15 protein-coding genes are annotated in these 13,956 nt (G+C 62.5%); 7 read left to right on the top strand and 8 right to left on the bottom strand.

Translation table 11 applies throughout. The annotated features are described in order from the left end of the window. Nucleotides 1-38: 38 nt before the first annotated feature. The 3 genes from N8A98_RS15960 to N8A98_RS15950 all read right to left on the bottom strand — a co-directional run bounded on the left by N8A98_RS15960 (nucleotide 39) and on the right by N8A98_RS15950 (nucleotide 2,887). Nucleotides 39-839: a hypothetical protein gene (locus tag N8A98_RS15960; RefSeq protein ID WP_262166712.1), complete on the bottom strand. Its 801-nt coding sequence runs from the start codon at nucleotides 837-839 to the stop codon at nucleotides 39-41. Between the two features lie 188 nt (nucleotides 840-1,027). Next, on the bottom strand, nucleotides 1,028-1,936 hold the full coding sequence (gene metF / locus N8A98_RS15955) for a methylenetetrahydrofolate reductase [NAD(P)H] (RefSeq protein ID WP_262166710.1): 909 nt from the start codon (nucleotides 1,934-1,936) through the stop codon (nucleotides 1,028-1,030). After that, the gene (locus tag N8A98_RS15950) at nucleotides 1,937-2,887 is read right to left on the bottom strand and encodes an ArsR/SmtB family transcription factor (RefSeq protein WP_262166709.1); all 951 of its coding nucleotides are present in this window, start codon (nucleotides 2,885-2,887) and stop codon (nucleotides 1,937-1,939) included. A gap of 139 nt (nucleotides 2,888-3,026) precedes the next feature. Here N8A98_RS15950 and N8A98_RS15945 point away from each other — a divergent pair, with 139 nt between their 5' ends. Next, complete coding sequence (locus tag N8A98_RS15945; protein WP_262166707.1) at nucleotides 3,027-3,281, top strand: type II toxin-antitoxin system VapB family antitoxin; 255 nt, start codon at nucleotides 3,027-3,029, stop codon at nucleotides 3,279-3,281. Further along, nucleotides 3,278-3,688 (top strand): type II toxin-antitoxin system VapC family toxin, encoded by a 411-nt coding sequence (locus N8A98_RS15940; protein ID WP_315974492.1) that lies wholly within the window; start codon nucleotides 3,278-3,280, stop codon nucleotides 3,686-3,688. The genes N8A98_RS15945 and N8A98_RS15940 overlap by 4 nt, the downstream gene beginning before the upstream one ends. A 14-nt stretch (nucleotides 3,689-3,702) precedes the next feature. Here the strand turns inward: N8A98_RS15940 and N8A98_RS15935 are convergent, their stop codons facing one another. Beyond that, nucleotides 3,703-4,827, bottom strand: a complete 1,125-nt coding sequence (locus N8A98_RS15935; RefSeq protein ID WP_262166706.1) for a DUF2336 domain-containing protein — start codon at nucleotides 4,825-4,827, stop codon at nucleotides 3,703-3,705. Between the two features lie 164 nt (nucleotides 4,828-4,991). Between N8A98_RS15935 and N8A98_RS15930 the strand changes: the two genes are divergently transcribed. Next, nucleotides 4,992-5,345, top strand: a complete 354-nt coding sequence (locus N8A98_RS15930) for a hypothetical protein (RefSeq protein ID WP_262166704.1) — start codon at nucleotides 4,992-4,994, stop codon at nucleotides 5,343-5,345. Nucleotides 5,346-5,402: 57 nt separating this feature from the next. On the opposite strand, the gene N8A98_RS15925 is transcribed toward N8A98_RS15930, so the two are convergent. Continuing rightward, nucleotides 5,403-6,902, bottom strand: coding sequence for a catalase (locus N8A98_RS15925; protein ID WP_262166703.1), 1,500 nt, complete (start codon nucleotides 6,900-6,902; stop codon nucleotides 5,403-5,405). A gap of 103 nt (nucleotides 6,903-7,005) precedes the next feature. On the opposite strand from N8A98_RS15925, the gene N8A98_RS15920 reads away from it, so the two are divergent. Further along, the gene (locus tag N8A98_RS15920; RefSeq protein ID WP_262166701.1) at nucleotides 7,006-7,917 is read left to right on the top strand and encodes a hydrogen peroxide-inducible genes activator; all 912 of its coding nucleotides are present in this window, start codon (nucleotides 7,006-7,008) and stop codon (nucleotides 7,915-7,917) included. A 117-nt stretch (nucleotides 7,918-8,034) separates the two neighbouring features. Further along, nucleotides 8,035-8,544, top strand: a complete 510-nt coding sequence (locus N8A98_RS15915; protein ID WP_262166700.1) for a nuclear transport factor 2 family protein — start codon at nucleotides 8,035-8,037, stop codon at nucleotides 8,542-8,544. 16 nt (nucleotides 8,545-8,560) lie between these two features. Here the strand turns inward: N8A98_RS15915 and rarD are convergent, their stop codons facing one another. Then, on the bottom strand, nucleotides 8,561-9,481 hold the full coding sequence (gene rarD, locus N8A98_RS15910) for an EamA family transporter RarD (protein ID WP_262166698.1): 921 nt from the start codon (nucleotides 9,479-9,481) through the stop codon (nucleotides 8,561-8,563). Between the two features lie 195 nt (nucleotides 9,482-9,676). On the opposite strand from rarD, the gene N8A98_RS15905 reads away from it, so the two are divergent. Continuing rightward, nucleotides 9,677-10,120, top strand: coding sequence for a host attachment protein (locus N8A98_RS15905; RefSeq protein WP_113121825.1), 444 nt, complete (start codon nucleotides 9,677-9,679; stop codon nucleotides 10,118-10,120). A gap of 141 nt (nucleotides 10,121-10,261) precedes the next feature. Here N8A98_RS15905 and N8A98_RS15900 read toward each other — a convergent pair whose 3' ends face one another. Continuing rightward, complete coding sequence (locus tag N8A98_RS15900) at nucleotides 10,262-11,122, bottom strand: alpha/beta fold hydrolase (protein ID WP_262166696.1); 861 nt, start codon at nucleotides 11,120-11,122, stop codon at nucleotides 10,262-10,264. Between the two features lie 95 nt (nucleotides 11,123-11,217). Beyond that, a complete protein-coding gene (gene ettA / locus N8A98_RS15895) occupies nucleotides 11,218-12,873 on the bottom strand; it encodes an energy-dependent translational throttle protein EttA (protein WP_113121828.1) in 1,656 nt (551 codons plus the stop codon). A 143-nt stretch (nucleotides 12,874-13,016) separates the two neighbouring features. Here ettA and N8A98_RS15890 point away from each other — a divergent pair, with 143 nt between their 5' ends. Beyond that, the gene (locus N8A98_RS15890; protein WP_262166694.1) at nucleotides 13,017-13,910 is read left to right on the top strand and encodes a TolB family protein; all 894 of its coding nucleotides are present in this window, start codon (nucleotides 13,017-13,019) and stop codon (nucleotides 13,908-13,910) included. Nucleotides 13,911-13,956 lie beyond the last annotated feature (46 nt).

Below are 13,956 nucleotides of genomic sequence, written 5' to 3'. Positions count from 1 at the left end.
GCGTCCGGTCCATTGCCGGGCGTGCATGGCAGCTTACATCAATTGATGAATGGCAGGAAAATCGGCGGATCGACCGGCCCGACATAGCGGTCATAAACCTCAGGGGGCGGCGCTTCATCGAGATAGAACCCGCCGGGGCGGTAATCACTCGGGGCTTCGGCCTGCTGCTGGCGATTGGCGAGGAATTCGGACAGCGGACCGCTTTCCCAATCCTGCAGGTCATCGGCAGTAACGGCCGCCGGCGGCGCATTGCGGCTGACCGACGGGGGAATGAAGACCTGTTCGGAGGGCGACGGCGCCCGTACGGCCACCGAGGCGGGTCGCATGGACAGCGGCATGGGCACCGGCGCGACCTTTTGGGGTGGCAGCGAGGCCACCTGCACCGGATCGGTTGCGACAGCCGCTGGAGCGGCTGGCGGCGCGATCGGCGGACGAGCGGGTTCTGCCGTGGCCGTGGCGGGTGCTGGCACTATCGGGGCAGTCGTCGGCGCGGCCGCGGCGGGTGTCGCCGGAGCGGTTTCTTCGGCGCCGCCAGTGATATAGCTGGGCAGCTTCTTGCCCGATTGCAGATAGGAATTGAGCGGATCGGCCGGATTGGCGGCTGCTGCAGGTGCCGGGGTCGCCGGCTTGACGGGCGCAGCTTCAGCCACTTTGACCGGTTCGGCTGGGCGCTGCGAAGCAGGCGCCGGCACTGGTGCAACCGGCTCGATGACGGCAACCTGCGCCGTGGGGCCATTGCCCAGGAATTGCGCGGACAGCAAGTCGGCGGCTGGAATACCGACGACGAGTAGGGCACCGGCCCAGGCCAGGCCATTGGTAATGCGGCGATCGATCTGCATGGTCTTTCACGTCCCGATTTGCTTCGCCCTCCGCAGAGGGAAAGAGCCGGAATTGATGGCGGTTTTATGGAACCGCCCTGCTCCGTCTCAATGCTGCCCGTAAGCTGAATGGGACCTGAATGACGCTTTTTCAGGCCACCGACCCACGGGCGGCGACCTGATGGCACCAGAACATGGTGAATGCAAGGTTAATCCGGACGGCGCCCGAGAATGCGTGCCAGCGCCAAAGCCAGGTTCGAGCGGTTCATCGTATAGATGTGGAACTCGGTGACGCCCTCATCCAATAGCTCGATGACCTGCTCGGCAGCGACCGCCGAAGCGACCAGAGCGTGCGTTTCGGGGTCTTCATCGAGCCCGGCGAAACGCTCGGCCAGCCAGGCCGGAATCGAGGCGCCGCAACGGGATGCGAAATTGGAAATCTGCTTGAAGCTGTGGATCGGCTGGATGCCGGGCACGATCGGCGCGGTGATGCCGGCGGCGCGGGCGCGGTCGACATAGCGCAGGTAATCGGCATTGGAGAAGAACATCTGCGTGATGGCGCGGGTTGCCCCGGCATCGAGCTTGCGCTTCAAATTATCGATATCGGTCTGCCAATCGGCACTTTGCGGGTGCTTTTCGGGGTAAGCGGCAACGGAAATGTCGAAATCGCCGATCTTGCGGATGCCCGAAACGAGGTCGGCGGCGTTCTGATAACCCTGCGGATGCGGCGTAAACGGCTGGCCGACACCCTCCGGCGGATCGCCGCGCAGGGCAACGATGCGGTTGATGCCCGCTTCCTGATAACCGCGCACGACGGCGTCGACTTCGTCACGGGTGGAACCGACGCAGGTGAGGTGTGCTGCAGCGTCGACACCGGTATCGGTTTTGACCGAGGAGACCATGCGGAGGGTACGCTCGCGCGTGGAGCCGCCGGCGCCATAGGTGACCGAGACGAAGCGTGGCTGCAGCGGGGCAAGCTTATGGATGGAGTCCCAGAAGCGCTCTTCCATCGCATCGGTCTTGGGCGGGAAGAACTCGAAGGAAAGCTGCAGGTCGGGGCGCTGCTCGGCGATCTTCCGGCTGGCGCGCGCATTGTCATCGATCATCTTGGTATCCATTCACGTCTTGTCGCTGAGGCGCCAGAGGCAGACCGTCAGGCCATTGTCACCATTTTCGCCGGGAAACTCGCGCACCGCTTCGACCGAGAGATCGGCGGCAGCAGCCCAGAGGCTCATTTGCGCCTGCGACAGGCCAAGCCGGCGATGGGCATGCTCGGTGCGCAGGAATTCGAAATCATGGGGGGCGAAATCCACGATCAGCATCTCGCCACCGGCTTTGAGCAGGCGTCGCGCCTGCGCCAGCATGCGGCCCGGATCGTCGAAATAATGCAGCACCTGATGGATCACGATCACATCGGCCGAGCCGGTGGCGGTATCGAGATCGGCAATATCGCCAAGGCGGACCTGGGCATGGGCAAGACCCGCGGCAGCCAGACGCGACCGGGCCACGGCCAGCATTTCGCGGCTCGAATCGATGCCGATGCCACGTTTGTAGAAGTCGGCGAGCAATTCCAGCATGCGGCCGGTGCCGGTGCCCAGATCAACCAGCAGGCCCACCGAGCGGCCACCCAGCGCCTCGACGATTCCGGCTTCCACCGCCTCTTCGGGCACATGCAGCTTTTTGAGCAGGTCCCAGCTGCCGGCCACCTTGGCGAAATATTCGGCCGCCTGCGCCTGCTGGGCCGCGCGCACCGCCACCTGCCGCTCGATATCGCGGCGGCGTTCGGGATCGCTGGCGTCGAGCCGGTCGATGGCCCATTGCGCCAGCGCCGCGCCGTCACCTGACTGCGCCAAGCCATAATAGGCCCAGGCGCCCTCGGCATTGCGCTCGATCAGTCCGGCATCGGCAAGCAGCTTGAGATGGCGCGACACGCGAGGCTGGCTCTGGCGGAGAATTTCCGTCAGGTCCTTGACCGAATGATCGCCATCGGCCAGCAATGCCAACAGGCGCAACCGGGTCCCCTCACCCGCTGCCTTCAGCACCCCCACCAATGTCGCCAACTCAGCCATCGCCCCTCTCGAGATATAAAGATGTCTTTATATCTGTTTTGAAGCGGAGGTCTAGGGGGAAGTGGGTTGCGGCTCGGCTTGATGATGTAGATCAACCGATCTATATATATTGGCCACATAATCTACATTGGTGAATGCCATGGCCCTCAACGTCAACAACAAGCAGGCGGATGAGCTGACCCGCAAATTTGCGCAGCTTGAAGGCGTGGGGCTGAGCGAGGCAATTGTCATTGCCATGCGCGAGGCCATTGCCCGTCGGAGGGCAAGCGAAACACCTCGCCAAACCGTGGAGCGGGTGTTGAGCAAGCATGGCATTTCGAACAGCGCCAAGGCACGCCAGCCGTTGCCTAGATCCGCCTATGATGAAATGTGGGGCGACGAGGACGGGCAATGACCCTGTTCGTCGACGCCTCTGCGCTCGTTGCACTGCTCTCGGCAGAACCGGAGGCCGAGCGTGTCAGCAACGCCATTGCCGCAGCCGAGAGACCATTCACCTCGGCACTGGCCATTCTGGAAACCGCACTCGCTCTATCGCGGCCCGACAAATGGAATCTGCCCATCGAACAGGTGCAAACGGTGATACTGGAGGTCCTGGAGGAACGCGACATCGTTCTCAAGGACCTGCCCGAACTCCTCACCGCCGTGCAGCTCTCGATTGGCGCGGCGGCCCGATTTCGTCGGGGCCGCCACGGTTTGAACCTGGCGGATTGCCTGCATTATGCCTGCGCCAAGCATTATGGGGTTCCGGTATTGGCAACGGATGACGAGTTTCGCCAGACCGATCTGGCGGTTGTTCCTTAAGGGGTGAGTGCCCCCTACGCCACGCTCGCCCGCTCGTCGCTGGCGGCGCGTTTGCGGAAGGCGTGGGCGCGCCAGAGTTCGAAAATGCCGGTGGCTTCTTCGCGGTCGAGGGCTTCGAAGCGGGACTTGACCATGGTCTTGTCGGCCTGGGATGGCAGGTCGCGCCACGGCAGCGTGGCGACGATGGCTTCGAACAGTTCGGGCGTCAGGCCCGCGGCGCGCAGGGCGACGGTGATCGCTACATAATCCTGGCTGGCGAGCCACTTGACGAACACTTCGGGGCTAACACGCAGCACGACAGTCAGGGCAGCGGCGGCGTGGTGGCCATAGCCGAAGCGAGCGAAACGAGCCAGCGCGCGATCGTCAAGCTGCTTGCGATCGCTGAGCGCCTTGACCTGGTTATAGGCCACTTTCCACTCATTGGCCGAAAAGCCGGCGCGGTTGCGCATGCGGTTGTAGACCACGGCATTGACCTTGCCGGCGGCGACCGGATCGAGCGACTTGTCTTCGTCCAGCGTCTCGAGAACCTTGCTGGCGACAGTGTCGATCTCCCCGCGCAGCGAGCCCCAATCGAGTTCGGGACGGCCGCGCAAATCGGCGGCGATTTCGGCATCGGCAGTAGCACGGGCGACCAGCTTTTCCAGCGTCGCCTTGTCGAATTCAGCATTGGTATTGCGCACCAGGCGGGCGATCGAAGAGGTCTGGCCATGCTCGACAATGGCTTCCCCGACCCGCTCAGGTACATTGGTGCGGCCGGCAATGGCGATGCGATGCTCTTCGCTCTGCTTGCCGATAATGTCGATCAGATCGTCATCGGACAGCACATTGGAGAATTCGAGCAGCGGCTTGGCGACTTCGATATCGTCATTGGCCAGCTTGACCACCACCGTGCCGGGGGCACGTTCCAGAGGAGCCAGCAGCTTGGCGACGTGAATGCGGGCTTCGACCTCGACCAGTTCGGCGAGCTGGCACAGCACCTCGTCATACTGGGCGACCTGCTCGTCGTCGCAGCGATCCGACACATAGCTGAACAGCTGCGCCATATTGCGGAAAAGCTGCTCGCGTTCGGCGTGATCGTTCTCGCCGTTGAGCACTCGAAAGCTCGAAAACGCCCGCTGGCCCTGGTCAAGTTCGGTCATAACGTTCCCCGGCTCCTGCCGCATAAGTTCAACAGCGGCACCCTGGACCGGCAGGTTCTTGCGCCGGCTGAAAGCAACAGCGCGGATTTGATTCAAATTTTAGGCGATCACTTGCCCGTTACCGGCCACCATGATTGGATCACGCGGTTTGAGGAGGATTTTTCATGCGTATCATTGCACTGACGACAATCTTCGCCGCGCTCAGCATTGCCCCGGTTCTGGCGGATGACGTGCCGGCCAATCTGAACGGTCATTGGGCCATCGACGGCGCCTGCGACAATGCCGATAACTCCGTCCATATCGAAGGCAACATGCTGGCCCTCGGCACGGGCGAGCCGCTAGCTGTCGTATTTTATCCTGATGACAGCCCCTCGGGCAACGGCGCCATCCACTGGGAAGAAGAAGGCTCGGTCGACAATTTCGAATATGTGCCTGACAGCGACGAGCTGATCTACAATGCCGAAGGCTACGGCATGGGGGACGCCAAGCCCTCACTCTACAAGCGCTGCAAGAGCTGACCAGCAAGACCCAATGAGAGAAAGGCCGGCCCCTTGGGACCGGCCTCGTTTTCGGACCTATTCGGCCGCGGCGCTTTCCTGGTCGGAAATGGCGTCCTTGGGCCTGGATGCCAGCGCTGCGCGGGCAGCACGGATGCCCTGGGCATAGGCCGGGTCGATCAGGTGGAAATGGGCCAATTGGCGCTCGATGATCTCGTCGGGCACGCCATCCATGGCGGCGGCGAGATTGTCGAACAGACGGCCCTTCTGGGCGTCGTCGAACAGGTTGAACAGCGCACGCGGCTGGCCGTAATCGTCATTGCCGTCGCGGTGATTGTACCGGTCGGCATCGCCCGTGATGCGCAGCGGCGGCTCCTTGACCGACTTGTCCTCCACCGGACCGCCAAACGAATTCGGCTCGTAATAGGCGTCGGGGTGGCCGGTCTTGATGCCGCCATAGACATTCATCTGCCCATCGCGGTGGTAGTGATGCACTGGCGACTTGGGCTGATTGACCGGAATGCTCTCGTAATGTGTGCCCAGGCGATAGCGGTGGGCATCGGCATAGGAGAAGACGCGGGCCTGCAGCATCTTGTCGGGCGAATAGCCGATGCCGGGCACCTTGTTGGACGGCGAGAACGCCGCCTGTTCGATCTGGGCGAAGTAATTGTCGGCATTGCGGTTCAGCTCGACAATACCGACCTCGATCGGCGGATAATCGGCATGCGGCCAGACCTTGGTCAGATCGAACGGATTGTACGGGGTGTTGTCCGCGTCGGCCTCAGGCATGATCTGCACTTCCATGCGCCAGCGCGGGAACTCGCCACGCTCAATGCCGCCGAACAGCTCTTCCTGATAGGTTTCGCGGCTCGCTCCGATGATCTTTTCGACTTCGGCATTGGTGTAATGCTTGTGACCCTGCAGGGTCTTGAAGTGGAATTTGACCCAGAACCGCTCGCCTTCGGCATTCCAGAACGAATAGGTGTGGCTGCCATAGCCGTTCATATACATCGGCGCGACCGGCAGGCCGCGATCGGAGAACAGGGTCGTAATCTGGTGCAGTGATTCCGGGCTCTGGCTCCAGAAATCCCACATCGCGGTCTTGGAGCGCAGATTGGTCTTGGGGTGGCGCTTCTGGGTGTGGATGAAATCGGGGAATTTCAGCGGATCGCGCACGAAGAACACGGGGGTATTGTTGCCCACCAGGTCCCAATTGCCTTCTTCGGTATAGAATTTGAAGGAGAAGCCGCGCACGTCGCGCTCAGCATCGGCCGCGCCCATTTCGCCGGCCACGGTGGAGAAGCGGATCAGCAGGTCCGTCTTCTTGCCGACTTCGCCGAACACCTTGGCGATGGTGTATTTGGAAATGTCATTGGTGATGGTCAGCGTGCCGAAAGCACCCCAGCCCTTGGCATGCACGACGCGCTCGGGAATGCGCTCGCGATTCTGGTGCGCCAGCTTTTCGAGCAGCTGATAATCCTGCAGCAGCACGGGGCCGCGGGCGCCGGCAGTCTCGACATTCTGATTGTCGGGAACGGGCGCGCCGGCACTGGTGGTGAGGCGGGGTTTGTCGATCATGCTGCAATCTCCCTGGAATAATTCCAAACTGCGGTGGTTTTGCCCTTTCGCCAACGATTAGGCAAATTGATTGATCCTTTTGTTGTGATAAGTTGCGCCTATCATGAGCTTCACCATCAAACAGCTGCGCTATGCCATCGCCGTAGCGGAAACCAACCATTTCGGCCGTGCCGCCACGGCCTGCAATATCAGCCAGCCGGCCCTGAGCCAGCAGATCCAGGCCATCGAGGAATTCTGCGGCACTCCGCTGTTCGATCGCCTCAACCGCGCGGTGCGGCCGACCCCATTTGGCCGGGAGTTTATCGAGCGGGCACGACGCGTTGTTGACGGTGCCGACGCGCTAGCGGCCTTTGCCATCGGGCAGGCCGGAACACCCGACCGGCCCATCCGCTTTGGGCTGATTCCAACCGTGGCACCCTATCTGCTGCCCGAGATTTTCCCGGCGCTGACGGCAGGCCTGTCGGGGCTGGATTTTGCGGTGAGCGAGAACCGCACCGAGGCACTGATTGCCGGGCTGGTCGATGGGAGTCTCGATATCGCACTGATCGGCACGGATGCGCCGGACCACGGGCCCAAGCTGACCAGCGCCGCGCTGTTCGACGATCCCTTCGTGCTGGCAACCAGCCGGGATGAGGAAACCGCCGCGCCCGTAGCGCTGTCCACATTGTCGCCGGACCGTATCCTGCTGCTTGATGAGGGTCATTGTTTCCGCGACCAGACCATTGCCGCCTGCCGGCTGGACAGCGATCCATCGGCCCGCACCTTTGCGGCCACCTCGTTATCGACCATCGTGGAATTCGTGGCCAATGGTCAGGGGGTGACGCTGCTGCCCCAGATCGCGCTGCGCAAGGAGGCGACCGATCCGCGCATCGCCATCCACCAATTGGTATCGCCCGGCGCCGGACGGCGGCTATCACTGGTGTGGCGCGAGGCAACGCCCTTTGCCGACACCTTTACGCAGATCGCCGCGATCATCCGCGAAACGCGTGCGGGCAAGGCGGCACGCGCGGCCTAGACGGTCACCCGGGGGTGCCTACCGGAGCAATGGGTTCCTCCTTGTAGCCATTCGTGGCGCCGCATACCTTGCCGAGCCTGGTCCCGCCCATCCCGGAAGGGGCCTCACAAGGAGCCGATGATGCGGAGCAAACTTGGTGGAGCCCTCGTGGCTGTGGTGATCGCCTTGAGCGCACCCATGACATTCGTGGCGCAGGCTCAGGAGGTCGTCGTTGAGGCGTCCAACAAGGAAGCGCTGTTCACCAGCCCCGATCCACTGCTGAACGCCAACAAGCAGGTGGTCTATCACATCATGCGCGACCTGCTGGAAGCCAACAATTGGGACAAGGCGGACGAGTTCCTGACCGAACGCTACATCCAGCACAATCCCAACGTGGCATCAGGCCGCGACACGGTGGTCAAATTCTTCACCGAGATACTGAAAATCCCACCCACGCCAATCCCGGAAACGTTGAAAACCCCGGTGGTGTTTGTGAGCGCCGAGGGCGACTTGGTGACCGTGGCGACGGTGCGCACCGAAAAAGACCCCAGGAATGCCACCAAGACCTATACCACGACCTGGTATGACACCTGGCGCATCCTGGATGGCAAGGCCGACGAACACTGGGATTCTGCAGTCAAGCAGTAGCGTCTGGCATTTCGGCCTAGCCCCGCGCGCGGCGGCGGAAGCTGTCATAGCTGAACACGGCCAGCGATACCCAGATCAGCGCGAAGCTGGCGAGACGCACGCCGTTGAGATGTTCGTGGAACACGATAATGGCGACCAGGAATTGCAGTGAGGGCGCCAGATATTGGAACATGCCAATGGTGGTGAGGCGCAGGCGGCGGATGGCATAGGCAAAGAGCAACAGCGGCACGGCCGTCGCCGGGCCGCTGAAAACCAGCAGCAGCATGGTCTGCGGATCGGCATGCACGCCAATGCCGTGATGGGCGAGATCGTAGGCGACATAGGCCAAGGCAAAGGGCGCGATCAGCAGCGTTTCGGCAAACAGGCCCGCAGCGGGGCCAAGCGCTGCGGTTTTGCGGAAGAAGCCATAAAAGCCGAACGAGAGCGCCAGGCCCAGCGCGATGAACGGCACGCCGCCCAAACCTGCCGCCTGAATGGCGATGGCAATGACGGCGATGAGGATGGCAATGGCCTGCATCCGGTTTTGTCGCTCGCCCAGCATGACCATGCCGATGGCGACATTGACCAAGGGATTGATGAAATAGCCGAAGCTGACTTCGAGCACCTGCCCGGTTTCCACCGCCCAGACGAAGAGCAGCCAATTGCAGGCCAATAGAGCTGCCGACAGCAGCAGCACGCCACTCTTGCGCCAATCGGTGAGCAGGGTCAGCACTTCGCCCAGCTTGCCCATGACGCCCAGGATGACTGCCAGGAGCAGCAGCGACCACAGGGTGCGCTCGGCCACGATCATCACCGAGCCGACATTGCTGAGCAGGCCGAACAGGATGGGCAAAAAGCCCCACAGCACATAGGCGCCAAGCGCGGCAAATACGCCATTGCGGGTCTCGGCCGCGGCGATCGGGGTAGCTGCGTCGGGCGCGGTTTGGGGCGAAGTCATGATGCACTCCCACGCCTCGTAGGGAGGCGGTCGGCCCCTTGGTAGCAGCCGATGGCGGCCTCGACCAATGACAGTTTTTGATCGGTGGGCTGCGCAAAGCTGATGGGCGAGGCAAACCTTTTGCGCGCCGGGGCGTTCTGCTCAAGGGGCGGCTGAGGCGTCGCCCCTGCCGACCATTCACACAAGGAGCAGACCATGAAGAAGACCGTCACCTGGATTCTGATCGCCGATGGCACGCAGGCCCGCGTGCTGGAGCATACCGGACCAGGCAAGGGACTGCGCCAGGTGGATGGACTGGATTTTGCCATCGACCCGCTGATGGCGCAGGAAATCGTCACCGACAAGCCGGGCCGCAGCCATACCTCGACCGGGCGCAGCGCCATGGAGCCCAAGACCGATCCGGTGGAACACCGCGAAACCGTCTTCGTCAAATCGCTGGCCCGCATGCTCGACCGCAAGCAGCAGGAGGGCGAATTCGACCGCCTGGTGATCGCGGCTGCCCCGATTGCCCTGGGCGAAATCCGCCGGGCCATTTCGCCGGGGGTGAAAAAGACCATCCTGGCCGAATTGGACAAGGACCTGACCAACCTGCCGACGCCGCAGTTGGACAAGCACCTGGACGGCATTATTGCCGTTTAAGATCAGCAGCTTGGCTGCGGCGGCGGAATCAGTCGGGCAAGAACCGGATTCATGCTGGAAAGCAGATGAATCAAAACCTGAGGTGGCCGGGCGATGTCCCGGCCAGCTTGACTCAGAGAGTGAGGAGAAGGCGCCAGGCCGTTATTCCTCGTCGCCGTCATCCTCATCCAAATCCTCATCATCCCCTTCCCCGCCAATCGCATCGAGGAATTCCAGCAGCATGGAATTGACCAGGTCCGGGCGCTCGATGCTGGGGATGTGGGCAACGCCTTCCAGTACGGCGGCAAAAGCGTTGGGCATTTCTTCCGAGAGATAGTCGTGCCGCTCGATCAGCGCGGTGAAATCCTCGTCGCCCACCAATAGCAGCGTGGGCGCGCCCACTTCGGCGACGCGGCGCCAGGCGCTGGGGCGCTCTTCTTCCAGGGTCAGCGGCGGCTTGTTGAGGGCCAGCGCATTCATGTCGAGAAAGAGCTCCCGCGCCGGCCCGCTGACGCGTCCGCTCTGGGCGCGCGGACCGTCGAGCCATTCATGCGCCTGCACGCGATTGAGCATGTCCCAATCGCCGCGCTCATAGGCATCCTCCTCGGCCGCCTCGATCATCCGCTCGACATCGGTGGCAGTCCAGGGCGAGCCGGTGACCGAGGTGCCAATCAGCACCAGACCAATGACGCGGCCGGGATGGCGCAGGGCAAAATCCACCGCGAGCCCGCCGCCCATGGAACAGCCGACCAGCACCGCGGCATGAATGCCCAGGCGATCGAGTACGGCTTCCAGATCATCGAGATGGTTGAAGGCCTCGTCTGCCGAAACCGTCTCGCCATAACCGCGCCGATCATAGGCAATGGCGTGCCAGCCTTCGTCGGCCACGGCCTCCATCTGGCTGAGCCACATGCGCTTGTCGCACACACCGGCATGCAGGAAGACGACGGCAAGCCCCTCCCCCATTTCCAAGCCGGCAAGGCTGGCCCGACCGATGTCGAGCGCGAATGGCTCTGCTGACACGGCTATTCTCCATGTTGGTTGGGCAAGCCGTAGCGCATCGGCAGCGCGAGGCAAATACTGGGGCAGCGTCCGATGCGAACGCTGCCCCAGCTCGTTTATCGCGTCAGCGGCTTATACGTCGCGCGCTTGGGGTTCACCGCGTCGGCGCCGAGGCGGCGGACCTTGTCGGCTTCGTAGTCGGCGAAGTTGCCTTCGAACCATTCCACGTGGCTATTGCCTTCAAAGGCCAGCATGTGGGTCGCCAGCCGATCGAGGAACATACGATCGTGGCTGATGATCACGGCGCAGCCGGCGAATTCCTCCAACGCTTCTTCCAAAGCGGCGAGGGTTTCGGTGTCCAGATCGTTGGTGGGCTCGTCAAGCAGCAGCACATTGGCACCCGATTTGAGCATCTTGGCCAGGTGTACGCGATTGCGCTGCCCGCCCGAGAGATTGCCCACCTTCTGTTGCTGATCGCCGCCCTTGAAGTTGAACGAGGAGGTATAGGCACGCGAATTGACTTCGCGCTTGCCCAGCATCAGCACTTCGTCGCCTTCCGAGATTTCTTCCCAGACGGTCTTGTTCGGGTTGAGGCTGTCGCGGCTCTGGTCGACATAGCCCAGATGCACGTTTTCGGCGACGGTGATCGACCCCGCGTCGGGCTTTTCCTGGCCGGTCAGCATCTTGAACAGGGTGGTCTTGCCGGCGCCATTCGGGCCGATAATGCCCACAATGCCGCCCGGGGGCAGCTTGAAGGTCAGGTTGTCGATCAACAGCCGATCGCCGAACGACTTGCTGAGGCCTTCCACGTCGATGACGTTGTGGCCCAGCCGTTCACCGGCGGGAATGATGATCTGCGCCGTGCCGGACATGGTGCGGGCTTCGTTGATCTTGACTAGTTCGTCATAAGCCTTGAGGCGCGCCTTGGACTTGGTCTGGCGGGCCTGGGGAGACTGGCCCATCCATTCCTTTTCACGCTCCAGCACCTTGGCGCGGGCGGCATCCTCGCTCTTTTCCTGCGCGAAGCGCTTGGCCTTGGCACCGAGATAGGCCGAGTAATTGCCCTCATAGGCAACGCCGCGGCCGCGATCGAGCTCGAGAATCCAGCCGGTGACATTGTCAAGGAAGTAGCGGTCGTGGGTGATGATCAGCACGGCGCCGGCAAATTCGCGCAGGTGGCGTTCGAGCCATGCGGTGGTTTCGGCATCGAGATGGTTGGTCGGCTCGTCGAGCAGCAGCAGGTCGGGCTTGCTCAGCAGCAGCGCGCACAGCGCGACGCGGCGGCGCTCGCCGCCTGACAGCGTGGTGACGTCGGCATCGCCGGGCGGGCAGCCCAGCGCTTCCATGGCGACTTCGACCTGCGATTCGAGATCCCACAGATTCTCGGCGTCGATCTTGTCCTGTAAGGCGGTCGCCTCGTCGGCCGTCTCGTCCGAATAGTCCATCATCAGCTCGTTATAGCGATCGACGATGGCCTTCTTTTCCTTGACCCCGGTCATCACATTGCCGAGCACGTTCAGCGCCGGATCGAGCTCGGGCTCCTGGCTCAGGTAACCCACCTTGGCGCCCTTGTCGGCCCAGGCTTCGCCCTGGAACTCGGTATCGACGCCGGCCATGATCTTGAGCAGCGTCGATTTGCCCGAGCCATTGGGGCCCAGAACGCCGATCTTGGCATCGGGGTAGAAGGAGAGATGGATATTGTCCAACACCTTCTTGCCGCCGGCATAGGCTTTGGACATTCCGTGCATGTGATAGATGAACTGGCGAGCCATAGGCTTGCGGACCTCTTCGCGGCTGATCGTGAATTTGGCCGTCTATGTAGGGCAAGCCGGGCGGCGGGGCAACGGGGCTGGCGAGGCGCAATGCACTGGGCTAGGCTTGCACCGCCATTCCCTCCATTTCCCGGGTGAACATCGTGACCTTCAATTTTCCACGCCGCGGCCGTAGCTTGGCCGCCGGCCAGCGCTCGGAACTGACCATTATCGACCGCGATGGCAATGCAAGCGTCATCTTCACCGCCAACGAAGTGATCGAGGCGCCCAACTGGTCGGCGGACGGGCAATTTCTGGTGTTCAACGCCGGCGGTCGGCTGTTCCGCATCGCAGCGGCAGGCGGGCAACCCGAGCAGATCGATACCGGCGAGCTGGCTGATCTGAACAATGATCATGTGCTGTCGCCCCACGGCCGCTTCATCTATGTGAGCTCCGATGACGGGCATCTTTATGCCGTGCCCTTTGCCGGTGGCACGCCGCGGCGGGTGTCCAATGAGCATCCGGCGCCGTTCCACTATTACCTGCATGGCATTTCCCCCGATGGCCGCACCTTGAGCTATGTCGCCATCGAGCAGCGCAATGGCGAGCGGCAGGTCAATGTCTTTACCATCCCCAGCGCCGGGGGACCGGATACACGGCTGACCGACCTTTCCATGCCCAATGACGGGCCGGAATATTCCCCGGACGGCCGCTGGATCTATTTCAACTCCGAACTCGCCGCGAGCCGCCCCGGCCATGCCCAGATTTTCCGCATGAACGCCGCCGATGGCAGCGGGCTGGAGCAACTGACCTTTGATTCCTTCGTCAACTGGTTCCCCCACCTGTCGCCGGATGGCTCGGTGGTTGCGCTGCTCAGTTTCCCCCAGGGCACGCTTGGCCACCCCGCCGACAAGGATGTGTTGCTGCGGCTGATGTCGCCCGAGGGCGGGCGGGTGCGTACGCTGGCTAGCTTTTTCGGCGGCCAGGGCACGATCAATGTCAATTCCTGGGCGCCCGATAGCCAGCGCCTGGCCTATGTGGCCTATCCGCTGGGCTAGGTGCGGCTTTTCCACCGCTGACGAACAATTGCTTCCGCGATCGGGG

The organism is Devosia neptuniae, assembly GCF_025452235.1.
GTDB lineage: Bacteria > Pseudomonadota > Alphaproteobacteria > Rhizobiales > Devosiaceae > Devosia.
This window is presented reverse-complemented; position numbering and strand designations above follow the sequence as displayed.